Here is a 24,519-nt window from a genome sequence, read left to right as displayed (position 1 = left end):
GCGCCGCTGCCCGCCCTGGCGGCGGCGCCAAATTTTCCCGGAGGCAGGAACCGGTCATGCGAGAGGATGCGACAGCGAAGCCCGTCCGGCTCATCATCGTCGGCGGCGGCACCGCCGGCTGGATGGCGGCGGCGGGGCTCGTGCACCTGCTCGCGGGCCCCGACTATGCGATCACGCTGATCGAATCGGACGAGATCGGCACGGTGGGCGTCGGTGAAGCGACGCTGCCGCACATCAAGACCTTCAACGACATGCTCGGGATCGACGAGGCGCAGTTCATGCGCGAGACCCAGGGCAGCTTCAAGCTGGGCATCGAGTTCGTGGGGTGGGACCAGCCCGGCGAACGCTATATCCACCCCTTCGGCACCTTCGGCGAGCCCTGGGCGGGCGTCGACTTCCAGCACCATTGGGCGCGGGCGATGCTCGCCGGCCAGGATGTCGGGCCGATCCACGACTATAGCTTCGCGATCGCCGCCGCGCAGGCGAACGGCTTCGAATTCCCGACCGAGGACGCCAGGTCGATCCGCTCGACCTTCGCCTATGCCTATCATTTCGACGCGGGCCTCTATGCCGATTTCCTCCGCCGCTGGGCGACCGCGCGGGGGGTGAAGCGCCTCGAGGGCCAGGTTGTCGACGTCGCCCGCGACGGACGCACCGGCCATGTCGCGAGCCTCACGCTCAAGTCCGGCGCTATCCTCGAAGGCGATTTCTTCCTCGATTGCAGCGGTTTCCGCTCGCTCCTCCTCGGCAAGACGATGGAGGTGCCGTGGTACGACTGGAGCGAATGGCTCCCCTGCGACCGCGCGCTCGCCGTACCCTGCGCCAGCGCCGATCCGCTGACGCCCTACACCCGCTCGACTGCTCAGAAGGGCGGCTGGACCTGGCGGATCCCGCTCCAGCACCGCACCGGCAACGGCTATGTCTTCTCGAGCCGCTTCATCGAAGAGCACGAAGCGCGCGAGACCCTGCTCGGCGCGCTCGACGGCGAGCCGCTCGCCGATCCGCGGCTGCTCCGCTTCCAGGCCGGCCGCCGCGCGCGCTGCTGGGAAGGGAATGTCGTCGCAGTAGGCTTGGCCAGCGGTTTCCTCGAGCCGCTCGAATCGACGTCGATCTTCCTGATCCAGGCCGCGGTCACCGATCTCGCCGCGCTGATCCCCGCGCCGGGGCAGGGGATCGACGCCGCGCTCGCCGCCGAGTTCAACCGGCTGTTCGAGATCCATTACGATCGCACGCGCGACTTCCTGGTGCTCCACTATACCGCCAACCGCCGGCACGGGCAGCCTTTGTGGGACCATGTCCGCACGATGCAGCTGCCCGACAGCCTCCGGCACAAGATCGCGCTGTTCGAGGAGTCCGCCGCCGCGCCCGACTATCGCCTCGGCCTCTTCTCGCGCGATAGCTGGCTCGCGGTGCTGCTGGGGCAGGGGATAACCCCGCGCGGCTACAGCCCGCTCGCGAATGCGCTGTCGCAGGACGAAATGCTGCGTCGCCTCGCCGATCTGCGCCAACGGATCGCGGACAACGCGCAGGACCTCTCGGGCCATGCCGAGTTCCTCGCTTCCTATTGCCCCGGCGAAGCTGCGGCCACGCCAGCCAGGGCAGGTGCAGCATGACCCGTGTCGTGGTCCTCGGTCGCGACGCGGCGCTGTGGCTTTCCGCCGCCGTGCTCCAGCGCGCGCTCGGACCTAGCTGGGTCACCGTCACCGCGGTCGAGCTGCCCTCGGCGCTCGCGGCCGCCGACATCCATGCTGCGCTCCCGCCGCTCGAGGCGCTGCACAACCAGCTGCGCATCGACGAGGATGCGCTGATCCGCCTGACCGGCGGCGCCTTCAGCCTCGGCCAGAACTTCGTCGACACCGTCGCCGGCACGCCCGCCTTCCTCCATGCCTATGGCTCGGCGGGCGCGCAGATCGATGGCCGCGACTTCTTCGCTTATTGGGTCAAGGCGCGCGCGCACGGCCTCGCGGTCGGGCTCGAGGATTTCTCGCTCACCGCTTCGGCCGCGCGCCAGGGCCGGCTGCTGATCCCCGACGACGACACCGAAGTCTACGGCCGCGCCGACTACGGCTACCACCTTCCCGCGCACGCTTACACCGCGGTGCTCAAGGACATCGCGCTCCACCACGGCGCGACGGTGCTCGCCGCCACCGAAGCGCAGGCCATGCTGCACCCCGAGACCGGCGACATCGCCGCCCTCGCGCTCGACGGTGGCCGCAGCGTCGAGGCTGACCTCTTCGTCGACGCGACCGGTGCCGAGGCGCTGCTGATCGGCCAGGCGCTCGGCGTGCCGGTCGAGGACTGGCGCGGCATGTTCCCCGCCGACCGCGTCCTCGCCGCGATGGCGCCGCGCTTCGCCTCGCTCCCTGTCTATGCCGAGCTTCGCGCGAGCGAGACCGGCTGGACCGGCCTCTATCCCAGCCAGGCGGGCACCCACGTCCTCCATGCCTTTTCGAGCGCGGTTCATGGGGATGACCATGCGCTCGAGGCTGCGGCGTCGGCGAGCGGGCTGCCGCTGGCCGGCGCCGCGGTGCGCGCTTCCGCGCCCGGCCGTCGCACCGCCGGCTGGGCACGCAATTGCGTCGCGCTCGGCGAGGCGGCCTGCGCGTTCGACCCGGTCCATGGCGTCGAGCTCCATGCGATCCAGCTCGGCCTGATCAACCTGCTCGCGCGCTTCCCCTCGCGCGGCGGCCATGCGGCGCAGCGCGACGAGTTCAACCGCGTCACTCGCGCCGCGTTCGAGCGCGTCCGCGACTTCCAGTCGGCGCATTACGCGCTCAACCGCTATGGCGAGGGCCCTTTCTGGTCGCAGGCCCGCGCCGCCCGGGTCTCGCCCGATCTCGCGCACCGCGTCGCGCTGTTCGCGGCGCGCGGCGAGATCGCGCCTTGGGAGGACGAGAGCTTCGCGCCCGACAGCTGGCGGATGCTCTTCACCGGCCATGGCCTGAGCCCACAGAGCTGGCTCCCGGCGATCGACAAGACTTCGCCCGACGAGATGAAGGCCGCCTTCCGCCGCATGCTCGGCTTCGTGCGCGAGCAGGTGCTGCGCCAGCCGACGCACGACGCCTATCTCGCCCGGCTCGCAGGAGGCGCGCATGGGTGAGGCCGTCCGCATCCGCCGCGCCGCGCGCGCCTTCGATCCCGACAGCCTGCCGCGCGTCGCCGCGATCGCGACCCAGTCGCCCGCCGACTTCGCCAAGGTGGTCTCCACCGAAAGCCCGGTGATTTTGAAGGGCACTTTCGACCGTTGGCCCGCATTGGCCGCCGGCCGCGCCGGCTCCGCCCAGCTCAACGCCTACCTCAAGGGGATGGACCGCGGCGCCCCCGCCCCGGTGATGGAAGCGTCGTCGCGCAGCGGCGGGCGCTTCGCCTATGGCGCGGACCTGCGCGAGTTCAGCTTCTCCAAGCGCCGCGCCGGCGTGCCCGACACGCTCGACCGGATCGAGCGCCTCATCGGCGAGCCGCGCGCGCCCTATGTCGCGATCCAGATGCTCCCGCTCGCGCAGCACATGCCCGAGTTCGTGCGGCAGAACCCGATGCCGCTGCTCCCCGCCGACGTGGGCCCGCGGCTCTGGGTCGGCGGCCGCGTGCGCACCCAGACGCACAACGATCGCGACCACAATCTCGCCTGCGTGATCGCGGGCCGCCGCCGCTTCCTGCTCTTCCCGCCCGAGCAGGTCGGCAACCTCTATGTCGGCCCGCTCGACAATCCGCCGCCGCTCTCGCTCGTCGATCCCGAGAACCCGGACCTCGACCGCTTCCCGCGCTACGCGCGTGCCTTCGCCGCCGCGCGCGCCGCCTGGCTCGATCCAGGCGACGCGATCTTCGTGCCCAAGCATTGGTGGCACCACGTCGTCTCGCTCGATCCGTACAACGCCATGGTCAATTACTGGTGGGGCGACACCGCCGCCGGGCTCGGCAACCCGAACGATTGCTTCCTCACCGCCCTGCTCGCACTCAAGGACCTGCCGCCCGGCGAGCGCGCCTATTGGCGCGAGATGTTCGACACCTATGTCTTCCGCACCGGCGGCGATCCGGTCGGCCATATCCCCGAGCCGCTCCAGGGCGCGCTCGGCGCGATGAGCCCTTCGTTCCGCGCGATGCTGCGCCAGCAGCTCAAGATCGCGACGCTCAAGTCATGACTCCTCAAACGCGAGTATCCCGAATGACTCTCCGTACGCTTGCCCTGATTTCCGCGCTCGCACTGCCGGCGGCCGCCCACGCCGCGCCGCGCGAGTGCGCGCAGTCGCCGGGCAAGGTGCTCGAGGTGTGCGTGAGCGTCGAGGACGGGCGCGCGCTCTACGAGGTCCGCCGCAAGGGCATCACCGTGATCGCGCCGTCGGAGATGGGCCTCACCTTCGCGGGTGAGCCCGCCGCGCGGTACACCGCGATCGCCAATGTCCGCCGCGCGTCGGCCGACGCGAGCTGGGAACAGCCCTGGGGCGAGCAGCGCCTCGTGCGCGACCATCACAACGAGCTGAGCTTCACCCTCGCCGGCGATACCGCGCTCAACAAGGCGGTCGGCGTCACCTTCCGCCTCTTCGACGAGGGGCTGGGCTTCCGCTACGACTATGCCGGCATCCCCGCCGGCCAGGCGGTATCGGTGACGAACGACCGCACCCAGTTCCACACGATCGGCACCTACCAGGCCTGGTGGTACGAAGCGCTCGGCCAGGAGCGCGACGAATATCTCTACACCCAGACCGACGCGCGCCGCATCACGCTGGCCGAGACCCCGCTGACGCTGAAGGGCGACAACGGCCTCTACCTCTCGATCCACGAGGCAGCGCTGGTCGACTTCCCCTCGATGCTGCTCGCCGGCAACGGCGCGGGCAGGCTCTCGGCCAAGCTGATGCCCTGGCCCGACGGCGTGCTGGCGAAGAAGACCGGCGCCTTCACCACCCCGTGGCGCACGCTGCTCGTCACCGACAGCGCCGGCGGCCTTGCCGACAGCCGGATGGAGCTCAACCTCAACGAGCCCAACAAGCTCGGCGACGTGAGCTGGTTCAAGCCCGGCAAGTATGTCGGCGTGTGGTGGGAGATGCACCTCAACAAGACCACATGGGGCAGCGGCGGCTATCACGGCGCCACCACGCGCAACGTCGAGCGCTATATGGACTTCGCCGCCAAATACGGCTTCGACGGCGTGCTGGTGGAGGGCTGGAACCAGGGCTGGGACGGCGACTGGATCGCGCATGGCGACAAGTTCAGCTTCACCAAGCCTTACCCCGATTTCGACATCGATGCGATCACGGCGTACGGCAAGGCCAGGGGCGTCAAGCTGATCGGCCACAACGAGACCGGCGGCGGCGTCGAAAATTATTCGGCGCAGCTCGAGGACGCGATGAAGCTCTACGCGCGCGTCGGCGTCAACGTCGTCAAGACCGGCTACGTCAAGCATTCGGGCGACATCGTCGACGCCGAGGGCGGAAAACAATGGTTTGCCGGCCAGTATATGGTCCGCCACGACCTCCGCGTCGTCGAGGTCGCCGCCAAGAACCATGTCGCGATCGACACGCACGAGCCGGTCAAGGACACGGGCCTGCGCCGCACTTACCCGAACTGGGTGAGTCGCGAAGGCGCGCGCGGGCAGGAATACAACGCCTGGGGCATCCCGACCAACCCGCCCGAGCACGTCACCATCCTGCCGTTCACGCGCATGCTCGGCGGGCCGATGGACTATACGCCGGGCATCTTCGACCTCGCCCACGGCCAGGACCGGGTCGAGCGCCGCGTCCAGTCGACGCTGGCGACGCAGCTGGCGCTCTACGTCGTGCTCTATTCGCCGATCCAGATGGCCGCGGACCTGCCCGAGAATTACGAAGCGAACCTGCCCGCCTTCCAGTTCATCCTCGACGTGCCGACCGATTGGGAGAACAGCGTCACGCTCCAGGCCGAGATCGGCGACTATGTCGTCGTCGCGCGCCAGCCGCGCGGCGGCAAGGACTGGTTCCTCGGCGGCGTGACCGACGAGACCGCGCGCAGCCTAAGGCAGAAGCTGGGCTTCCTGACGCCAGGCAAGCGCTACGAAGCGCAGATCTACCGCGACGCGCCGGGAGCGGACTACCGCACCAGCCCGCTCGCGATCGAGATCGCCAAGCAAGTGGTGACGAGCGACGACACGCTGGACCTGAACCTGGCTCCGGGCGGCGGCGTGGCGATTCGCTTCAAGGCGCTGGATTGAACCAAAATCCTCCCCTGGAAGGGGAGGATTTGAAGGTCACTTCGGCAACGCCATCGATCCCATCACCCTGAACCCGGTCTCGGCGCCCGGCGCACCCGTCCCCGGCTGCCCGCCGCCGACCCACAGCCGATAGTCCGCCGGCGCGATCCGCATCACGCCGTCCTTGTCGGCGAGCGCCATGTCGCGAGGACTAAGGTGGAAGCGCACCACCGCGCTCTTCCCCGGTTCGAGGTGGACGCGATCATAGCCCTTCAACGAGCGGATCGGCGCGCCCTCGCGGCCGGCCGTGCTGAGGTACAGCTGCGCGACCTCGTCGCCCGCCTGTGCGCCGCTGTTGGTCACCGTCACGCTGACTTCGAGCTCGGATCCTGCCGCCACGGTCGATGCGCCGAGCTTCAGGTTCGAATAAGTGAAGCTTGTGTAGCTCAGCCCATGGCCGAAGGCATATTCGGGGTTGCCGCCGAAATAGCGATAGGTCCGCCCGGCCATGGCGTAGTCCTCGAACGGCGGCAGGTCCTTCGCCGATTTGTAGAAGGTCACCGGCAGCCGGCCCGAGGGATTCACTTCGCCCTTCAGCACTTCGGCGAGCGCGGTCCCGCCCGCCTCGCCGCCGTACCAGCCGACGAGCACGGCGCGCGCCTTGTCGCCCACCTCACCCAGCGCGATCGCCGAGCCGGTCTGGAGCACGATCACCACCGGCTTGCCCGTCGCTTCGAGCGCTTCGACGAGGTCGGCCTGCGCCTTGGGCAGCGCGATCTCAGTGCGGTCGCCGCCGCGGAAGCCGGGGATGTCGATCGGCATCTCCTCGCCCTCAAGCCAGGCGTTGAGCCCGACGAAGGCGACGATCACGTCGGCGTCCTTCGCCGCCGTCAGCGCCTCGTCGCGCAGCGCCCCTGCCGGCGCCTTCCACGAAAGCGCGACATGCGGCGCGTTGCGGCGTGCCTCATGGGCATAATCGAGCACGATCGTGCGCGGCCGCGTGTCGGCGAAGTGGAGCTTGATCGTCCGCCCCGTCTCGGCATCCGGATTGCGGCAGCCGTTCTCGATCCGGAACGGCTCGGCGCCTTCGATCCGCAGCGTGAAGGCTTCGGTGTTGCTCTTCGGATTGCAGCGCGAGCCCTCGACCTGGAACTCATAGTCGCCCGGCGCCGGCACCGCGATCGTGCCGCTCCAGCGCACCGAATAGCGATTGGGGTCGAGCCCGGGCGCGGGCGCGACGCCGCTCCAATTCTCGTCGATCGCGCGCGAGGTGCGCACCGCGGCGGGCTTGCCGCTCAGCGTCGTGTTGGCGAAGAATTCGGTCTTCAGCCCCGGCCCGAAGGCGGTGCGCGGCACCGGCAGCGCGAGCTCGGGGGTGAAGGGCGAGCCTTGCGCATAGGTCACGTTCGCGGCGCCGAACTTGGCCGCGATCCCGTCGACCGGCAGCACCCCGCCCACCGGCGTGCCGTTGTAATTGCCCTCGAGCCCGATCAGCGACGCGGCGTTGGGCCCGATCACGGCGATCCTGCCCGGCTTGGCGCCGAGCGGCAGGATGCCGTCGTTCTTGAGCAGCACGATCGACTCGCGCGCCGCCCGAAGCGCCAGCGCGCGATGCGCCGCCGAATGGTTCTCGGAGATCGGCGTACTCGACCAAGGGACCATCGAGGGCGGATCGAACAGCCCAAGCCGCATCCGCGCCTCGAACAGCCGCTTCACCGCGACGTCGATCTCGGCCTCGCCGATCAGTCCCGCCTGCACCGCCTTGGGCAGGTCGAGATATTCGTTCTTGAAGTCGCAGCCCGTGTCGGTCCCCGCCTTCACCGTGATCGCCGCGGCCTCGGGGTTGGTCTTCCTATATTTGTGCCCCGAAGTGACGTCGTCGATCGCGCCGCAGTCCGACGTGACGAAGCCCTTGAACCCCCAGGCGCCGCGCAGCACCTGGCCGAGCAGCATGTCGTTCGCGCACGCCGGCTTCCCGTCGACGGCGTTGTAGGCGCACATCAGCGAATATGCCTTGCCCTCGGTGATCGTGCGGCGGAAGGCGGCGAGGTAGGTCTCCCACAGGTCGCGCGGGGACGGATCGACGTTGAACCCGTGGCGCAGCGGCTCGGGGCCCGAATGGACCGCGAAATGCTTGGGCGTCGCGATGGCGTGGAAATAGCGCGGGTCCTCGCCCTGGATCCCCTGGATGAAGCGCGTCGCCAGCGTGCCGGTGAGGAAGGGATCCTCGCCCAGCGTCTCCTGGCCCCGCCCCCAGCGCGGATCGCGGAAGATGTTGATGTTGGGCGACCAGAAGGTGAGGCCGTAGTAGCGGTCGTAGTTCCGCTCGCGCTGCGCCTGGTTGTACTTGGCTCGGCCCTCGACGGCGATCACCTGGCCTTCGGCGAGCAGCAGCGCGGGGTCCCACGTCGCCGCCATCGCGATCGCCTGGGGGAAGACCGTCGCCTCGCCCGCGCGCGCGATGCCGTGGAGCGCTTCGTTCCACCAGTCATAGGGCGGGATGCCCAGCCGCGGGATGCCGGGCGCGGCGTTCTGCATCTCGGCCGCCTTCTCCTCGAGCGTCATGCGGCTGACGAGGTCCTCGACGCGCTTCTCGATCGGCTGGCGCGGATCCTTGTAGAGCTGCGCCTGCGCCGGAACGGCCGCGCTCGATCCGAGCAGGGCAAGCGCCAGCATCCGACAGTGCCCGAATTGCAGCGTCACGATTCCTCTCCCTGCCGATTGCGATTTGTCTGAGCAATGCGGTGCGGGCGCGAGTCAGTCAATCGGAAGCGCCTGTGAAGTTGCTCCCGCGGGCTGGGAATCAATGGCCTTGTTTACGGGTAGCGGACGTTCACCGTCGTCTCATAGCCGCCATGAGGCACGTTGAGCCGCACCGCGGTGAACTGCGGCAGCCCGAAGAAGGTGCCCGGATTGTTCGAAAAGCCGAAGCCCTCCACCGGCATGCCCACGAAGTTGCGCTTGAAGTGCCGGTCGCCGTCCTCGTCGTGGTAGACGCCCAGCGCATAGACGCCGGTCCTGGGCAGGTTCATGCACACGCGCGTGTTCGGCGCATGCGCGTCGACGCGGCCGACATAGATCGAGCCGTGCTTCACCAGGAACTTCGATTTGTCGTCGGCATAGAGGGTGACCGCGACCAGCCCCTTGCTCGAGCGCAGCCCCTTCACGTCGACATAGAGCTTCACGTCGCTCGGCGGGCCCTGGCAGCCGTTGCCCTGCAGGGCGGGAGCTTGGGCGGCGAGGGGGGCGGCGCTGGCGCCGAGGAGGAGAGGGAGGAGAATCAGCAGGTTCTTCATGAGCGTCTCTTCTGCGCGCCCTGCCTGAACAGGGGCTGAGCGGCAACCATGCTCAAGTATGATTCGCCAGTGAAGGTACGCCGCGGAATTGCACGCTGATCGCCCGGGATCCGTTGCGCCCGCGGCTCCGATCGCGGCGCGGAGGAGGGGACAGGCGCGAAACAGGCGAGCGGACCGCCGCTCGCGCGCTGTGCATGCGGCGCCTCCAGCGATTCCGGATCTCCATCGAGCCGGCGCCGGCGGGGTGGCCATAGGCTCCGAGGTAGCGAAATGATCCCGGTACCGCCCCTCAGAGCCTGTTTGGAAACTCGCGAAAGAGCGAGTTTCCAGGCGGCACCGCCATGCGCCGCGAGGCGCATTTCCGAACAGCCCTTCAGAACAGGCCCTGAGTCTTCGCCCAGGCGAGGAACAGCTCCGGCCACGCCTCGGCGGGCTTGCCGGCGACCTGGCGGATGCCGAAGCCGTGGCCGCCGCTGGTGAACAGGTGCGTCTCGACCGGCACGCCCTTCGCTCGCAGCGCCGCGCGCATCATCAGGCTGTTCTCCACCGGCACGACATCGTCGTCCTCGGCATGGACGAGGAAGGTCGGCGGCGCGCCCTCGGCGGCGTTCGCGGCGGGCGAATGCGCTGCCTCGAGTTCGGGCGAGGGTGCGGCACCGAGCAGTTCCTTCCGCGATCCCATATGCGCGAACGGCGCGCTCATCGTGATCACCGGATAGATCGGCGCAGCAAGCAGCGGTCGGGCCGAGAAGCCGTCGGCGGCGTCGACCGCAGTGTAGGTGCCGGCGTCGTGGCGAGTCAGCAGGTCTGCGCAGAGGTGGCCGCCTGCCGAAAAGCCCATCGCGGCGACCCTCCGGGGATCGATCGCATAGTGCCTGGCGCGGTCCCGGATGACCCGCATCGCACGTTGTGCGTCCGAAAGCGCGACATCGGGGCCGGCCGCCCAGCCGTCGCCTGGCAGGCGATAGGCGAGCACGAAGACGGTCACGCCGCGCGCCGCGAGCCAGCGGCCGATCTCGAACCCTTCCTTGTCGATCACCACGCGTTGATAGGCGCCGCCCGGCATCGCGAGCAGCGCCGCGCCGTTGGGCTCGGGGGCGCGGAACACGGTCAGCCGCGGCTGGGCGACATGGACCAGCGCGCGATCGGTGAAGTTCGGATCGGGGCTGCGCTGGACGATTTCCTGCGGCGGCGCCGCCGCGGGCATTCCGGGCGCGGCGCCGGGCCAAAGTGGGATGACTTCGCCGGGTTCCCATTGCCCCGCAGGCAGCGCCCCCCTGGGCGCGGTCTGCGCCAGTCGGTCGTCGGCCGAAAGCGCTGCGGCGCCTGCGGCCATGCCCAGCATCGTGCGGCGGTCAATCGTCATGCGCATTCTCCCGACACCCCCAGTCGCCATCCCGGCGAAAGCCGGGACCCCGGGACTACGGGCGCTGCCCTTTGCGACCCCGGATCCCGGCTTCCGCTGGGATGACGGTGAGTGTGTGGAGCGATTGCGGTGCTCCCACAACCCTCCCGTTCGTGCGCACATTCTGGAGCGCCAACCCTTCGGCATGCCGCACCGCGCTCGCGCGGCGGCGCGAGGCTTTGACACCGGTAACATCAAGCCGTCTGCCGCGGCCGCCTCGCGGCGGCGCGGCACCCAGGGCGGCCGCGGCGACACAAGAGACTTCAGGGGGAAATCTACATCTTTACGCGGGCACCGAACAGGAAGGTTCGGCCGAAGTGGTTGTATTCGTAATTCCGGTTGGCATCGAGATCGGTGTAGCGATCGCGGTAATCGTCGGTCAGGTTCACGCCTTCCACCGACACCTCGAGCCACGGCGTCACCTTGTAGCGGACCGAAGCATCGACGTTCAACGCGCTGTTATAGCCTTCGAATACGTTGCCCGTGCCGCTGTTCATGTCGATGTACGGCCCGCGATAGCTGATCGAGGTGCGCGCGCTGAACTTCGAATCCTCATAGTAGAGCGTCGCGTTCCACGCTGTCTTCGAGAGGCCGAACAGCGTCGCGGTCCGCCCGCCCGGCACCGCGACATTGGGACCGAAGGCGCAGGCCGTGGTCACGGGATTGGCCGGCGGCACGCAGGTCACGAGCGTCGGCCCGGCGGGCGAATAGAGCGCCGAGGAGTCGACGAAGGTGACGTTGGCGATGCCGCCGAAGTTCTTGAGGAAGCCCGGCAGGAAGCGGAACGGCGCCTGGAGCGAAAGCTCGACGCCCTTCAGGCTGGCGCCCGCGCCGTTGATGTTGCCGGTGATCGTCCATAGCTGCCCCTCGGGCTTGGTCGCGGCGGGCGAGCTCGCCGGGATCACCGAGAGCGGCAGGCCGGTCGAGGCGAAGGTTCCGCTGGTCACCGCCGAGATCGGGAAGCTCGCGACGTCCTTCTTGAACAGCGCGACCGAGGCGAGCGACTGCGGCGCGAAATACCATTCGAACGCCAGGTCGAAATCGGTCGCGCGATAGGGGTTCAGGAACGGATTGCCGAAGGTCACCTTGTAGTTGAACCCGTCGACCGAGCCGCCGGGCGTGAGGTTGCCCAGCGTCGGCCGGGTGATCACCTTCGCCACCGCGGCGCGGATCAGGAAGTCCTTTGTCGGGTAGAGCACCAAGTTTGCCGAGGGCAGCCAGTCGTCATAGTTGCGCTTGACCGTGACGAAGGTGCCGCTGGTGATGCCGCTCGAGGCCTGGTCGGTATGCGCGAAGCGGATGCCCGCATTGGCGGCATAGTCGAGCCCGAAGATCGCGCCCTTGAAGTCGAACTGGAGATAGCCGCCGGTCACCTTCTCGACCACGCCGCGGTTGTTGCCCGCATCGAGCGTCGGCGTGCGGTTGTAGAGGCCGGTATAGGCGGCGGCCTTGTCGATGTCGGGCACCAGCCAGCTCGTCGTCGTGCCCGAGGGCTGGCCCGCGTCGCCCAGGTTGAACACTTCGGAGAGCCCCGTCGCCGGATAGCCGTAGATCGCGGTCGGGCCGAACAGCGAGGTCGCCGAGCAGGTGATCGTACCGAGCACCACGTCCTTGCCCGCCGCCGGGCACACAACCGCGTCGCGCAGATAGGCGACCGAGGTGAAGCTGAAGCGCCGGTACATCGCGCCCGACTTGACGGTGAAATCGTCCGCCACGTCCCATTCGGTGCGCAGCTGCGCGGTGCGGAATCGGTTGGTGACGTTCGACGGGCGGTCGCGAATCTCGGCAAGCTGGAAGTTCGCCGGGTCGGTCACGCTGGTGCCGAAGGTCAGCTTGGGGTGGTTCCGGTCGGTATAGTCGAACTGATAGTTCTGCGCGTCGCGGTCGTCGAACACGAAGGTGGTCTCTACGGGTATGTCGGCATCCGACTTGGAGACGCCGCCCAGCAGCGTGAAGCGGAAGTTGTCGCCCAGCGACTGATCCCAGCTGCCGCCGATCTGGTAGAATTGGGTATCCGACTTGCGCAGATAATGCTCGGTGCGCACCCAGGCGTCGTTGAGCGTGCCCTTCACCATCGTGTTGGTCGAATCGACGACATAGTTGGTGAGGTCGATCGAGCGCTCGTTCGAACGCAGCAGCACCTCGCCCCACTTCTCCTCGCGCGTCTCCTTGAACCGCGAGAACAGCGCGTCGACCGAGACCTTGGTCGCTTCGGTCGGCGCCCATTGGATGCTGCCGGTGATGCCGAGGCGCTCGCGCTCATGGCGGACCTCGCCGTAGCGCGGGATGCGCGGGTGGAAGGCCAGCGCCGCCTTGTCGCACGCCGCGCTCGGTCGGTAGAAGCCGCCGGCATTCACCACCGCGGTGCCGCCGGCATAGGCGCTGTAGAAGCAGGGCGTGCCGTCGACCGAGTCGAACCGCGCCTGCGCCCAGCGCACGCTGTTGTTGCCGAGCTCGAGGTTGTTGGTCTTCTGATAGGCGGCCGACAGCGCGACGCCGAAGGTGCCGTCGGGCGACTTCCATGAAAGCAGCCCGGCGAGGCGCGGGCCGAACTTCTCGGAGAGGTCGTTGTAGCTCGCGACTGCCGAGGCGACTGCGGTGAAGCCGGTCTTGCCGCCCAGCGGATTGCCGCTGTTGAGGTCGACCACCGCGCCCAGCGAACCCTCGTCGAGGCTCGCCTCGGCGGTCTTGTGGACGACCAGGCTCGAGAAGAGCTCGGAAGCGAAGACGTTGAAGTCGAACGCGCGGTCGCGGTTGGCGCTGGCGCCGTCGGTCGAGGTCGCGACGGTCTCGAGCCCGTTCAGCCGCACGCGCGTGAATTGCGCGCCCAGACCGCGGACGGTGATCGCGCGGCCTTCGCCGGCGTCGCGCTGGATCGAGACTCCTGGGATGCGCTGGAGCGATTCGCCGAGGTTCTGGTCGGGGAATTTGGCGATGTCCTCGGCAACGATCGCGTCGACCGACGCGACCGATTCGCGCTTGAGGTTGATCGCCGCGCCCAGCGACTGGCGGAAGCCGGTGACGACGATCTCGTCGCCCTGCTGCTCGTCGGCGCTCGCGGACTGGTCCGCTGGTGGCGTGTCCTGCGCCTGCGCCGCTGTGGCGAGCGCGAGCGACGAGGTCGCCAGGAAAAGCTGCGCCGCGGTCTTCAGGCCGGCGCGATCCCAATTGCCCATTCCATCCTCCCCAATTGCCGTGCCAGTCCCGCTGACACCGGTAACCAAACTGCCCGCCGGCTCGCTCCTTTGGAGGGCGATACGGGCAGGCACTGCGTTTGTGGAGGAGACGGACCCCTCGGGCCCCGACGCTCGCGCGATCTCCTCTCCAGCTCTCTCGATTCGCCGTGCTTTCACGGTCGAAACACCGGGCTTTCGCGTTGAAGTAACCGGTGTCATAAGGACATTGTGATGATCCGCCGCGCGTGTCAAGAAGCGGCGGGGAGAGGAGTTCCAGGATGAGACTGATGCTCGTTGCCGCCGCGCGTCTGGCTGCGCTGGCTGCTGCTGCGTTGTTCTCGCTCGCGCCTGCCGCGGCGCAGACCGACGCTGCCCCCGCGACCGCCAAGGCCTTTCCCGGCGCGGTCGGCTGGGCCGCGGTCACCCGGGGCGGACGCGGCGGGCGGATCCTCCGCGTCACCACGCTCGCGGCCGACGGCCCGGGCTCGTTCAAGGAAGCCGCCGAGGCCAAGGGCCCGCGCATCATCGTCTTCGAGGTGGGCGGCGTGATCGACATGCAGCGCACCACGCTGACGATTCGGGAACCCTTCCTTACCATCGCCGGCCAGACCGCGCCGTCGCCGGGCGTCACCTTCATCCGCGGCGGCTTCGACGTGAAGACGCACGACGTGATCATCCGCCACATCCGCATCCGCCCCGGCGTCGACGGCCAGGCGCATTTCAGCGGCTGGGAAGTCGACGCGCTCTCCACCGTCGGTGCGTACAACGTCATCGTCGACCATTGCACGATGACCTGGGCGCTCGACGAGAATCTCTCCGCCTCGGGCCCGCGCTTCGACGGCAAGGACGTGAGCGAATGGCGCCAGCACGCCTCGCACGACGTGACCTTCAGCTATAATCTGCTGGCCGAGGGCCTGGCCAACGCCAGCCACCCCAAGGGCGAGCATTCGAAGGGTTCGCTGATCCACGACAATGCGACCAACATCCTGATCTACCGCAACGTCTATGCGCACAATGTCGAGCGCAGCCCGCTCTTGAAGGGAGGCGTCCATGCCGCGGTGGTCAACAATGTCATCTACGACCCAGGCCACCGCGCGATCCACTACAATTTGATGGAGCTCGAATGGGTGGGCCATGCCTATGAGACCGGCGAGCTCTCCGCGGTCGGCAATGTGCTCCGCGGCGGCAATTCGACCGACGAGGGGCTGCCCTTCCTCACGCTCGGCGGCGACGGCGACCTGCTCTATTACGGCAAGGACAACATCGCGGTGGACCGCTTCGGCAAGCCGCTGCCGATGTTCGGCCGCTACGGCGAGACCCAGGCCAGGCTGATCGAAGCGAAGAAGCCGGTGTCCTGGCCCGCGGGGCTCGACGTGCTGCCGGTCCGCGACGTCGAGACGCATGTCCTCGCGAACGCCGGCGCGCGCCCCTGGGACCGCGACGACCACGACATCCGCGTGCTGTTCTTCGTCGCGGAAGGTCGCGGCGAGATCATCGACGACGAACGCCAGGTCGGCGGCTATCCGGTGCAGGTCCCGACCGCGGCGCCCTTCGTCGAGGCCGACTGGAACCTCGACACGATGGAGCCGAAGAGCGGCATCTATCCGGGGCAGAAGGGGCCGGTGCAGGAGAACCTCAGCGCGCGCGACAAGGCGATGCGCGAGGGGAAGCCGTAGGAAGGGCAGGGGCGAAACGAACGCGCGCTCCGGGTAGGCCACGACAGTCGCGGCGATCTCAATCGGTCCCTCGCTCTGCCAAGGGAGCGCATGCCGGTGCCACCATTGGCCGGTCGAAACTTGATATTGGCGAACGGAATTCGGCGAGATTTTCATAATACACTTCAAGTCGGATGCGTTTGTTGATTGCAACTCAACCCCCTTAGGTATTTCACCTAGCGCCTCATCGGATCGGGATGAGCTTAGTCTGCTCGATGTAGATTATGCCGGAGGAGCGTATGGACGGGGCGTTGACTTCCGAGGAGTCCGGCGTAACCGCAGAGGACCTGGCGCTTTTCGTCCGAAGCGCGACCGATAGGGCCGTGCTCCTCATCGATGCCGACGGCAATGTCACGGCTTGGTTGGAAGGAGCGGAGACGTTGCTCGGCTGGCTCGCCGGCGAGATGATGGGGCAGTCGATCGACCGGCTCTATCCGGCCGGTGAAATGATCGCGGGCCGGCCGGCGCTCGATCGTGCGGTCGCCGCCGAGGCCGGGCCGCAGCGCAGCGAGGTGTGGCGGATCCGCAAGGACGGCTCCGAATTCGCCGCCGAGACGACGATGATCGCGCTCCGCAACGCCGATCGGAGCCTGCGCGGCTTCGGGATCAGCATCGTCGACATCACGGCGCGCAAGGCCGCCGAGCAGGCGCTGGCGCACAGCGAGCTCCACGTCCGCTCGATCCTCGCCACTGTGCCGAGCGCGATGGTGGTGATCGACGAAGCGGGAACGATGCTGTCGTTCAGCGCCGCCGCCGAGCGGCTGTTCGGCTGGAAGGAGGCCGATGTCATCGGGCGCAACGTCAAGATGCTGATGCCCAACCCCGATCACGACCGCCACGACCAATATCTCGCGCGCTACCGCAAGACCGGCGAGCGGCGGATCATCGGGATCGGCCGCGTCATCGTCGCGCTGCGCCGCGACGGCACCGAGTTTCCGATGGAGCTTTCGGTCGGCGAGGCGAGCAGCGGCGGCCGCCGCATCTTCACCGGCTTCATTCGCGACCTGAGCGCTCAGCAGCGTGCCGAGTTCAAGCTGCAGGAGCTCCAGTCCGAGCTGATCCATGTCTCGCGCGTGAGCGCGATGGGGACGATGGCATCGACACTGGCGCACGAACTCAACCAGCCGCTGACGGCGATCGCCAACTATACCAATGCGGCACGCGACTTGATCGAACGTGAGGAGAATCCGCCGCTCGACATGCTGCATCAGGCGGTGGAAGAAGCGGCGAAGGAAGCGTTGCGCGCCGGGCACATCGTCCGCCGGCTGCGCGATTTCGTCGCGCGCGGCGAAGTCGAGCAGCGCGTCGAGAACCTGCCCGCGATGATCGACGAAGCGGCCCGCCTCGGGTTGATGGGCGCGCGCGAGCGAGGCGTCCGCACGATCTTCGAGATCGATCCGACGATCGAAACGGTCGTTGCTGACCGCATCCAGATCCAACAGGTCCTGGTCAATCTGCTTCGCAACGCAGTGGAAGCGATCGGCGAGCGCGAATTGCGCGAGATCACCGTCGGCACCTTCCGTGAACCCCACGGAATGATCCGCGTCGCGGTGGCGGACACCGGCAGCGGGATCGATCCGTCGGTCGCGCCGCAATTGTTCGAAGCGTTCGCGAGCACCAAGGAGCAGGGGATGGGGCTGGGCCTCTCGATCTGCCGAACGATCGTCGAGGCGCATGGCGGGCGGATCTGGGCGGAGCCCAGGGACGGCGGCGGCACCATCTTCCATTTCACGATCATGTCCGCCAACGAGGAAGAGATCGATGAGTGAGGAACGGCTCGTCCACGTCGTCGACGACGAGGAATCGGTCCGCAAGTCCACCAGTTTCCTGCTGAGGAGCGCGGGCCTCGAAACGCGCACCTATCCCTCCGGCGTGGCATTCCTGCGCGAAGTCGCGACGGCGCCGTCGGGCTGCATCCTGCTCGACATCCGCATGCCGGAGATGGACGGGCTCGAAGTCCAACGCGAGCTCAACGCGCGGGAGATCAAGTTCCCCGTGATCGTGCTCACCGGCCACGGCGACATCGGCATCGCGGTCCAGGCGATGAAGGCAGGCGCGGTCGATTTCCTCGAGAAGCCGTTCGAGCGCGGCCATCTTCTCGAGGCGATCGACACCGGCTTCGCGCGGCTGAGCCGCGGCGAGGACAGCGGCGCGACCGAGCGTGAGGCGAAGGTCCGGATCGAGGAGCTGAGCCAGCGCGAACAGGAAGTGCTCGGCGGTCTCGCGCGCGGCCATCCCAACAAGACGATCGCCTATGACCTCGGTATTTCACCGCGCACCATCGAAGTCCATCGCGCGAACCTGATGAGCAAGCTCGGAGTGCGCAGCCTCTCCGAAGCGCTGCGCATCGCCTTCGCGGCGGGGCTCGGCGATTGAGCCGCATCCGGAAGATTACGTAGTCATGACCTAGGATGATACCGTAACGACCGGCGCCGGCCCGAGTGGCAGAAATGGCTCGTCTGAGTCTCGAGCCGGAAGCCCCTAGCGATGTTCTCCCGAGTCGCGCCGCGCGGACTTCGCGTTCTCCTGGTCGAGGATGACGAAGGCGTTCGGCGCTCGCTGCAGCTTCTACTCGAATGGAGCGGGTTCGAAGTGCGCGCGCATGCGCGCGCAGCGTCGGCGATCGATGCCGCGGCGCTCAGCCCCGTCGACTTGCTCGTCGCCGACTATCTGCTCGAGGACTGCGACGGGATCGAGATGCTTCGCACCCTGCGCGACGCGGGCTGGCAGGGAAGGGCAGTGCTGATGACCGGCCACCCCAGCGAATTGCTGACCGAGCAGGCGCTCGTCGCCGGCTTCTATTCCGTGCTCGAGAAGCCGCTCGCCCGGCACGCGCTGGTTGCCGCACTGACGGATTGATCGCGAGCCGCTCGCAACAGGGGCTAAGTCCCCGGCTGGATATAGGGAATTCTTGCGAACAGTTCGCGCTGCCACTGGCGCGGATCATCCTCCAGCCCGCTCGCCACGTCGAACACCATCGTCGGACGGCGGGGCAGCGTGTACCTGGGCCACGCCGCCAGCCCCTTGCGGTTGGGGTCGCCCGTCTTGGCGAAGGCGACGAAGCGCTCCTGCATCGCCTGGCTCGCCGCGCGGGCATCGGCGCCGGTGCCGGTCTGCGATCCCTCGGCGCCGAGCGTGCCGAACACCAGCGGAATGTCCATCGTGTGGAAGGCGCCGCGGCGCGGGTCCGTGCGCGACGTGAAGTCCACCTGATAGACCCAGGCGGGCACGCCCGCTGCCGCGCGCGCCTCGGCCTCGATCACCTGGCCGCGCCAGCTCCGCCCCGCCGTCGTCGCGGCGTAGAACACCTCGGTCGGCGACCAGGCCGGGAACTTCGCGCGATATTCCGCCACCACCCACTCCGGCAGCGCGTCGATCCGCAGCTCGGGCGCCATCCGCTCGGCGAGGTTATCCCAGCTCAGCCCCTGCACCCTCGGCGAATCGGGCGGGACGAACGCGCGCGTCTCGTCGTGGGTGTTGCCGAGCATCATCGGGATGGCGTTGCCCTGCGGATTGGCGTCGGGCCAGAAGGGGTGGCGGGTGAGCCACTTCATGTCGAGCACCGGCCCCATGTAGACGCCGCCGCCGAGATAGGGGTCGGTCGCCTCGAGCGCGTCCATCAGCTTGCCGACGTGCAGCCCGTCGAGATCGTCCAGGCTGCGCCCTGACACGCCCAGCCTGGCGAGGAAAGCCCGCGCCCGCTCGGTCGCGTGGAGCGGGCCAGAGGCAGTCACTTGCTGCCCGCTCATCGTCGCGGCGCGGTGGAACAGCCCCTTGGCCGCGGGCATGCCCATCAGCGTCGCGATCTTGGCCCCGCCGCCCGACTGGCCGAACACCATCACGCGCGCCGGATCGCCGCCGAACGCCGCGATGTTCGCCTTCACCCATTGCAGCGCCAGCATGAGGTCGAGCTGCCCGGCATTGCCGCTGTCGGCGAAGCGCGGGTCGAAGCGCGCGAGATAGAGATAGCCGAGCGCGTTGAGCCGGTGGTTCACGCTCACCACTACCACGTCGCCGCGCGCCGCGAGGTGCTGGCCGTGGCACAGGGGGTCGGTCGAGCTGCCGGCCGAATAGCCGCCGCCGTGGATGTAGAGCATCACCGGCTTGCGCGCGGCGGGGTGCGCGTCGGCGGTCCAGATGTTGAGGAACAGGCAGTCCTCGGACTGGAGGCCGTAGCGGCTGCCGTTCTGCGGGCAGGGCGGGCCGAACCGGTCCGCCGCCACGATCTCGGTTGCGGGCGGCAGCGGCTGCGGCGCGCGGAAACGCTCGGCGATGCCATAGCGGATGCCGCGGAACACGCGTACCCCGGCCCCGACAATTCCCTGGAAGCGTCCGGCAGGTGCCGTCACCGGCGCGGCCGCCTGCGCGAGCGCGCGCGGCGCGAGCAGCATCGCGCCCGTCGCGGCGGCGCCGCCGATCAGGCCGCGCCGCGTCGTCGTCACCGCGCCAGCCACCCGCCGTCGACGGCCAGAATATGCCCCTGGACATAGTCGGCCGCCGACGACGCGAGGAACACTGCGGCCCCGCCCAGGTCGGCGGGATCGCCCCAGCGGCCCGCGGGGATGCGCTCCATGATCTGGCGGTTGCGCGTCTCGTCGGCCTGGAGCGCCGCGGTGTTGTTGGTCGCGATATAGCCCGGCGCGATCGCGTTGACGTTGATGCCCTTGCCCGCCCATTCGTTGGCGAGCAGCTTGGTGAGACCGCCGATCCCCGACTTGGACGCGGTGTAGCTCGGCACGCGGATGCCGCCCTGGAAGGTCAGCATCGACGCGATGTTGATGATCTTGCCGCCGCCGTGGCCCACCATATGGCGCGCCGCCGCCTGGCAGAGGAAGAACACCGACTTCAGATTGGTGTCGACCACCGCGTCCCAATCTTCCTCGGTGAAGTCCAGGCTGTCGGCGCGGCGGATGATCCCGGCGTTGTTGACGAGGATGTCCAGCCCGCCGAGCTTGTCCACAGCTTCGTCCACAACTCGGCCCACAGGCTCGATCGTCGACAGGTCGGCCGAGACGATCTCCGCCTTGCGCCCGAGCGCGCGGACCTTCGCGACGGTCTCCTCCGCCGGGGTGCGGCCCACCGCTGCCACGTTCGCGCCCGCCGCGGCAAGCGCCAGCGCGATGCCCTGGCCGATGCCGGTGTTCGCGCCGGTGACGACGGCGACCTTGCCGCCGAGATCGAAGGGATTGGTCATGCTGGAACTCCGTCAGGCCAGCTGGCAGATATCGAGCACGTTCATGTCGGTATAGTCCTGGTTCTCGCCGGCCATCGCCCAGATGAACGCATAGGCCTTCGTCCCCGCGCCCATGTGGATCGACCAGGGCGGCGAGATCACGGCTTCCTCGTTCTGCATCACAATGTGCCGCGTCGCTTCGCCTTCGCCCATGAAGTGGAAGACGCGGTCCTTGGCGAGGTCGTCGAGCTCGAAGTAGAAATAGATCTCGCTGCGGCGCTCGTGGATGTGCGGGGGCATGGTGTTCCACACGCTGCCCGGCTTGAGCACGGTGAGGCCCATCACCAGCTGCGCGCTGTCGCACACGCCGGGGATGACGAGCTGGAAGATCGTCCGCTCGTTCGATTCCGCCAGCGTGCCGCGGTCGAGCGCATTGGCGTCGGCGATGCCGAGCAGCCTCGTGGTGAACGCCTTGTGCGCCGGGCACGACGCCAGGTAGAAGCGCGCGCCTTCGCCGGCGAAGGTCACTTGCCTGGCGCCCATGGTGACGTAGAGGCAGTCCTTGTTGCCCAGCGTGAAGGCTTCGCCGTCGACGGTGACGGTGCCTTCGACCGAGCCGACGTTGACGATCGCCAGCTCGCGGCGCTCGAGGAAAGGGTGGCCCGCGGCCGAGGGCGGCTCGGCCTGGTCGGGGAGCCTGACCGGCGTGGCGCCCACCGCGACACCGCCGATCACGAACCGGTCGGCATGGGTGTAGTTGAGCACGCACTCGCCGGTGCGAAACAGGCCCTGGATGAGGTAGCGGTCGCGCAGCTCGTCGTTCGAGACGCACTCCATCATGTCGGGGTGCGTGGCGTAATAGGTGCGATCGAACATGTGCCTCTCCGAATCTGGTCGCGCTCGGGTAACCGGTGTCAGGTTTGAATTCAACCAGTGTCGCGATGCGACCGGGCGAGGGCGAGGTCAAGCGGTGCAGCACACTCAAGCCCCTCCCCTTCAGGGGAGGGGTTGGGGTGGGGCCTGTCCACGAATGCCAACGTTGGTCTCGGTGAGACTCACAGGCCCCACCCCCAACCCCTCCCCTGAAGGGGAGGGGCTTAAGAAGATCAAGACCCCGGCGCCGCCACCGATGCCCGCCGGATCAGCGTCGAGACGAACAGCGAGGCATCGCCGTCGCTGCTGCCCTTGCCGCTCGCTTCGCCGACCAGCTTGAGCGCCGCGGCGCGCGCCATCGTCGCGATCGGCCAGCGCACCGTCGTCAGCGGCGGCCAGATGTGCGAGGCGATCGGCGTGTCGTCGAAGCCGATGATCGAGAGTTCCTGCGGCACCGAAAGCCCCCGCTGGCGCGCGACATGGAACACCCCCGCCGCCATCTCGTCGTTCGAGGAGAAGACCGCGGTCGGCCGCGGCGAATGGTCGAGCAGCCGGTCGGCCGCGCGCATCCCCGATTCGAAGCGATAGTCGCCGTGCACGATCATCGTCCGCTGGATCGGAATCCCCGCGGCTTCCAGCGCTTCCTCATAGCCGTGCTGGCGCTCGATCGCCGAGCGGAAGCCGTGCGGCCCTGCGATCAGCCCGATCCGACGGTGCCCCGCCTCGATGAGGTGTCCCACCGCGCCGCGCACTGCCTCGCGGTCGTTCGAAGCGACCATGTTGGGCGGCTCGTCGAGCGGCGCCGAGCCCATCCGCACATAGCGCACCCCCAGTTCGCGGCAGAGCGCGGCGAGCGTGTCATTCTCGCTGATCGGCGGCAGCAGCATGATGCCGTACGGCCGCTGCCGCTCGAGGAAGCGGCGGATCTCCTCGAGCATCGCCGGCGAGCCGCGGTCGACCGGGTGGACGATCAGCTCGAACTCGGTGTCGCGCAGCACTTCGAGCAGCCCCTGCTGCACGTTGAGCACCATCTGCGCATTGGGGTTGTCGTGGATCAGCCCGATCAGGAAGTTGCGCCTCAGCGCCAGCGCGCGCGCCTGCGGATTGGGGATGTACCCCAGTTCGGCGATGACCTGCTCCACTCGCTTGCGCGTGTCCTGGTTGAGCAGCGGGGAGGCATTGATCACCCGGCTGACGGTCTTCTTCGAGACCCCGGCGAGGCGCGCGACGTCGTTGATCGTTGGCTGGCTGGCTTTGCTCATGTCCATGAGGACATAGCGCCCATTGTCCCATTCGCCAAATGTGCGGGACACAAGCATGGCTTGTCACTGACACCGGTTTCCCATAAGCAGCGAGGAATGACGGGTGCCAAATGAGCGTGGGCGAGGCGAGGATGAGTGAGGGCGAACGGATCGCGCAGGCGTTCGTAGCGGCGCGCCGGGACGCCCAGGCGCTGGCCGACTATCCGGGGCGCCGCCCCGAGTCGATCGCCGAGGCCTATGCGATCCAGGACCATGCGATCGCGCTGCGCCGGGTCGCGGTGGGCGGCTGGAAGGTCGGCCGGATCAACCCGCCGCTCGATGCCGAGCTGGGCACCAATCGCCTCGCGGGGCCGATCTTCGCCGATCGCATCGTCGATGCACGCCCGGGGCTGTCGATGCCGGTGTTCGAGGGCGGCTTCGGCGCGGCCGAGGCGGAATATCTCCTGCGCATCGGCACCGCGCCCGATCCGGCGAAGGCCGAATACACGCCCCACGAGGCCAAGGCGCTGATCGACGCGGTCCATGCCGGCATCGAGATCGCGAGCTCGCCCTATCCGGGGATCAACGCCGACGGGCCGCTGGTGACGATCTCGGACTTCGGCAACAACCACGGGCTGGTGGTCGGCCGCGCGATCCCGAACTGGCAGAACGGCGACTTCATCGACTGGACGGTGGAGCTGCTGATCGACGGCGAGGAAGCGGGCCGCGCTCCCGCGAGCGAGATGCTCGACGGCCCGTTCGGCGCGGCCGCCTTCCTGTTCGGCCTCGCGGCGGCGCGCGGGATCGCGCTCCAGCCGGGGCAGTGGATCTCCTCGGGCGCGGTGACGGGCGTGCACATCATGCACCCGGGGCAACGCGCAGTGGCGCGCTTCGGCGGCGGGTTCGAGGTTGAGTGCGCGATCGAGAAGGCGGAGGCGTAAGCGCGCCTTCCCGACATCAGCGGTCGTCCCGGCGAAAGCCGGGACCCAGGGTCGCGAGCGACGTCCTGCTTGGCCCTGGGTCCCGGCTTCCGCCGGGATGACGGTTGTGGGTATCGACCAGAGGGAATGATGACCGACCTCACACGCCGCCGCGCCTGGCCGCCGGCCTGATCTTTCCCCGGCGCAGCGCTCGCCGGTGCGGGCCGTCGGGGTCAACGCCGCGGTGGTCAACGACGTCAAGATGACGACCGAGGCCAACCGCACGCTCCACCACGCGATGCTCAAGGAGCGCGTGTCGCTCGGCAACGACATCCTTACCGGCCGCGCCAGCCGATTGCAGGTGCTGCTGCTCGACAAGACCAGCTTTACCGTCGGGCCGCGAGCGACGTCCTTCGCAACCCTGGGTCCCGGCTTTCGCCGGATGACGAAGAGGGGAGCGGGCGGAAGTGGCAGCTTTAGGACAGGCCGACGGACTGAAACCAAACTTAAGCCTGTTCGGTGCATGCAGATTCGGGCAGATTGAACGCCGCGAGCGAGGG

At 68.3% G+C, this 24,519-nt stretch carries 18 protein-coding genes; 10 read left to right on the top strand and 8 right to left on the bottom strand.

The window, feature by feature from the left end:
- Window positions 1-56: 56 nt before the first annotated feature.
- The 4 genes from J7495_RS10180 to J7495_RS10165 are packed head-to-tail and all read left to right on the top strand — an operon-like array spanning window position 57 to window position 6,181.
- Window positions 57-1,613: a tryptophan halogenase family protein gene (locus J7495_RS10180; protein WP_294056382.1), complete on the top strand. Its 1,557-nt coding sequence runs from the start codon at window positions 57-59 to the stop codon at window positions 1,611-1,613.
- Window positions 1,610-3,100 (top strand): tryptophan 7-halogenase, encoded by a 1,491-nt coding sequence (locus J7495_RS10175; protein ID WP_294056381.1) that lies wholly within the window; start codon window positions 1,610-1,612, stop codon window positions 3,098-3,100. The genes J7495_RS10180 and J7495_RS10175 overlap by 4 nt, the downstream gene beginning before the upstream one ends.
- Window positions 3,093-4,139, top strand: a complete 1,047-nt coding sequence (locus tag J7495_RS10170; protein WP_294056380.1) for a cupin-like domain-containing protein — start codon at window positions 3,093-3,095, stop codon at window positions 4,137-4,139. Before J7495_RS10175 ends, J7495_RS10170 begins: the two co-directional genes overlap by 8 nt.
- Window positions 4,140-4,162: 23 nt before the next feature.
- Window positions 4,163-6,181, top strand: coding sequence for a glycoside hydrolase family 97 protein (locus tag J7495_RS10165; protein ID WP_294056379.1), 2,019 nt, complete (start codon window positions 4,163-4,165; stop codon window positions 6,179-6,181).
- A gap of 36 nt (window positions 6,182-6,217) precedes the next feature.
- Here the strand turns inward: J7495_RS10165 and J7495_RS10160 are convergent, their stop codons facing one another.
- From J7495_RS10160 to J7495_RS10145, 4 genes are all read right to left on the bottom strand, one after another.
- A complete protein-coding gene (locus tag J7495_RS10160; protein WP_366810998.1) occupies window positions 6,218-8,863 on the bottom strand; it encodes a glycoside hydrolase family 3 C-terminal domain-containing protein in 2,646 nt (881 codons plus the stop codon).
- 113 nt (window positions 8,864-8,976) lie between these two features.
- On the bottom strand, window positions 8,977-9,456 hold the full coding sequence (locus J7495_RS10155; RefSeq protein WP_294056378.1) for a DUF2141 domain-containing protein: 480 nt from the start codon (window positions 9,454-9,456) through the stop codon (window positions 8,977-8,979).
- Window positions 9,457-9,829: 373 nt separating this feature from the next.
- Window positions 9,830-10,822 carry an alpha/beta hydrolase gene (locus J7495_RS10150; RefSeq protein WP_294056377.1) on the bottom strand — a complete coding sequence of 331 codons (993 nt, stop codon included), beginning with the start codon at window positions 10,820-10,822 and terminating at the stop codon, window positions 9,830-9,832.
- A 314-nt stretch (window positions 10,823-11,136) separates the two neighbouring features.
- The gene (locus tag J7495_RS10145) at window positions 11,137-14,037 is read right to left on the bottom strand and encodes a TonB-dependent receptor (RefSeq protein ID WP_294056376.1); all 2,901 of its coding nucleotides are present in this window, start codon (window positions 14,035-14,037) and stop codon (window positions 11,137-11,139) included.
- Between the two features lie 278 nt (window positions 14,038-14,315).
- On the opposite strand from J7495_RS10145, the gene J7495_RS10140 reads away from it, so the two are divergent.
- From J7495_RS10140 to J7495_RS10125, 4 genes are all read left to right on the top strand, one after another.
- On the top strand, window positions 14,316-15,713 hold the full coding sequence (locus tag J7495_RS10140) for a pectate lyase (protein ID WP_294056375.1): 1,398 nt from the start codon (window positions 14,316-14,318) through the stop codon (window positions 15,711-15,713).
- A gap of 362 nt (window positions 15,714-16,075) precedes the next feature.
- Complete coding sequence (locus J7495_RS10135) at window positions 16,076-17,521, top strand: PAS domain S-box protein (protein ID WP_366810995.1); 1,446 nt, start codon at window positions 16,076-16,078, stop codon at window positions 17,519-17,521.
- Window positions 17,514-18,128: a response regulator gene (locus J7495_RS10130; RefSeq protein WP_294056373.1), complete on the top strand. Its 615-nt coding sequence runs from the start codon at window positions 17,514-17,516 to the stop codon at window positions 18,126-18,128. The genes J7495_RS10135 and J7495_RS10130 overlap by 8 nt, the downstream gene beginning before the upstream one ends.
- Before the next feature lie 111 nt (window positions 18,129-18,239).
- Window positions 18,240-18,611 carry a response regulator gene (locus J7495_RS10125; RefSeq protein WP_294056372.1) on the top strand — a complete coding sequence of 124 codons (372 nt, stop codon included), beginning with the start codon at window positions 18,240-18,242 and terminating at the stop codon, window positions 18,609-18,611.
- Between the two features lie 23 nt (window positions 18,612-18,634).
- Here J7495_RS10125 and J7495_RS10120 read toward each other — a convergent pair whose 3' ends face one another.
- The 4 genes from J7495_RS10120 to J7495_RS10105 all read right to left on the bottom strand — a co-directional run bounded on the left by J7495_RS10120 (window position 18,635) and on the right by J7495_RS10105 (window position 23,060).
- Window positions 18,635-20,206: a carboxylesterase/lipase family protein gene (locus J7495_RS10120; RefSeq protein WP_294056371.1), complete on the bottom strand. Its 1,572-nt coding sequence runs from the start codon at window positions 20,204-20,206 to the stop codon at window positions 18,635-18,637.
- Window positions 20,191-20,946 (bottom strand): 2-dehydro-3-deoxy-D-gluconate 5-dehydrogenase KduD, encoded by a 756-nt coding sequence (kduD, locus tag J7495_RS10115; RefSeq protein WP_294056370.1) that lies wholly within the window; start codon window positions 20,944-20,946, stop codon window positions 20,191-20,193. Before kduD ends, J7495_RS10120 begins: the two co-directional genes overlap by 16 nt.
- 12 nt (window positions 20,947-20,958) lie before the next feature.
- Window positions 20,959-21,801 carry a 5-dehydro-4-deoxy-D-glucuronate isomerase gene (gene kduI / locus J7495_RS10110; protein ID WP_294056369.1) on the bottom strand — a complete coding sequence of 281 codons (843 nt, stop codon included), beginning with the start codon at window positions 21,799-21,801 and terminating at the stop codon, window positions 20,959-20,961.
- A gap of 230 nt (window positions 21,802-22,031) precedes the next feature.
- Window positions 22,032-23,060, bottom strand: a complete 1,029-nt coding sequence (locus J7495_RS10105; RefSeq protein WP_294056368.1) for a LacI family DNA-binding transcriptional regulator — start codon at window positions 23,058-23,060, stop codon at window positions 22,032-22,034.
- A 131-nt stretch (window positions 23,061-23,191) separates the two neighbouring features.
- Here J7495_RS10105 and J7495_RS10100 point away from each other — a divergent pair, with 131 nt between their 5' ends.
- Both J7495_RS10100 and J7495_RS10095 read left to right on the top strand, forming a co-directional pair.
- Window positions 23,192-23,980, top strand: a complete 789-nt coding sequence (locus J7495_RS10100; RefSeq protein WP_294056367.1) for a 2-keto-4-pentenoate hydratase — start codon at window positions 23,192-23,194, stop codon at window positions 23,978-23,980.
- A gap of 196 nt (window positions 23,981-24,176) precedes the next feature.
- Window positions 24,177-24,503, top strand: coding sequence for a hypothetical protein (locus J7495_RS10095; RefSeq protein WP_294056366.1), 327 nt, complete (start codon window positions 24,177-24,179; stop codon window positions 24,501-24,503).
- The last annotated feature ends 16 nt before the right edge of the window (window positions 24,504-24,519 follow it).

The organism is Sphingomonas sp., from assembly GCF_017745215.1.
Lineage (GTDB): Bacteria > Pseudomonadota > Alphaproteobacteria > Sphingomonadales > Sphingomonadaceae > Sphingomonas.
Note: the sequence above shows the minus strand (reverse complement) of the source record. Positions and strands in the feature narration are given on the sequence as shown.

Excerpts from the sequence above, each read along its gene's own strand:
- J7495_RS10180 (WP_294056382.1), top strand. The coding sequence starts at position 57 with ATGCGAGAGGATGCGACAGCGAAGCCCGTCCGGCTCATCATCGTCGGC.
- J7495_RS10175 (WP_294056381.1), top strand. The coding sequence starts at position 1,610 with ATGACCCGTGTCGTGGTCCTCGGTCGCGACGCGGCGCTGTGGCTTTCC.
- J7495_RS10170 (WP_294056380.1), top strand. The coding sequence starts at position 3,093 with ATGGGTGAGGCCGTCCGCATCCGCCGCGCCGCGCGCGCCTTCGATCCC.
- J7495_RS10165 (WP_294056379.1), top strand. The coding sequence starts at position 4,163 with ATGACTCTCCGTACGCTTGCCCTGATTTCCGCGCTCGCACTGCCGGCG.
- J7495_RS10155 (WP_294056378.1), bottom strand. The coding sequence starts at position 9,456 with ATGAAGAACCTGCTGATTCTCCTCCCTCTCCTCCTCGGCGCCAGCGCC.
- J7495_RS10150 (WP_294056377.1), bottom strand. The coding sequence starts at position 10,822 with ATGACGATTGACCGCCGCACGATGCTGGGCATGGCCGCAGGCGCCGCA.
- J7495_RS10145 (WP_294056376.1), bottom strand. The coding sequence starts at position 14,037 with ATGGGCAATTGGGATCGCGCCGGCCTGAAGACCGCGGCGCAGCTTTTC.
- J7495_RS10140 (WP_294056375.1), top strand. The coding sequence starts at position 14,316 with ATGAGACTGATGCTCGTTGCCGCCGCGCGTCTGGCTGCGCTGGCTGCT.
- J7495_RS10130 (WP_294056373.1), top strand. The coding sequence starts at position 17,514 with ATGAGTGAGGAACGGCTCGTCCACGTCGTCGACGACGAGGAATCGGTC.
- J7495_RS10125 (WP_294056372.1), top strand. The coding sequence starts at position 18,240 with ATGTTCTCCCGAGTCGCGCCGCGCGGACTTCGCGTTCTCCTGGTCGAG.
- kduD (WP_294056370.1), bottom strand. The coding sequence starts at position 20,946 with ATGACCAATCCCTTCGATCTCGGCGGCAAGGTCGCCGTCGTCACCGGC.
- kduI (WP_294056369.1), bottom strand. The coding sequence starts at position 21,801 with ATGTTCGATCGCACCTATTACGCCACGCACCCCGACATGATGGAGTGC.
- J7495_RS10105 (WP_294056368.1), bottom strand. The coding sequence starts at position 23,060 with ATGAGCAAAGCCAGCCAGCCAACGATCAACGACGTCGCGCGCCTCGCC.
- J7495_RS10100 (WP_294056367.1), top strand. The coding sequence starts at position 23,192 with ATGAGTGAGGGCGAACGGATCGCGCAGGCGTTCGTAGCGGCGCGCCGG.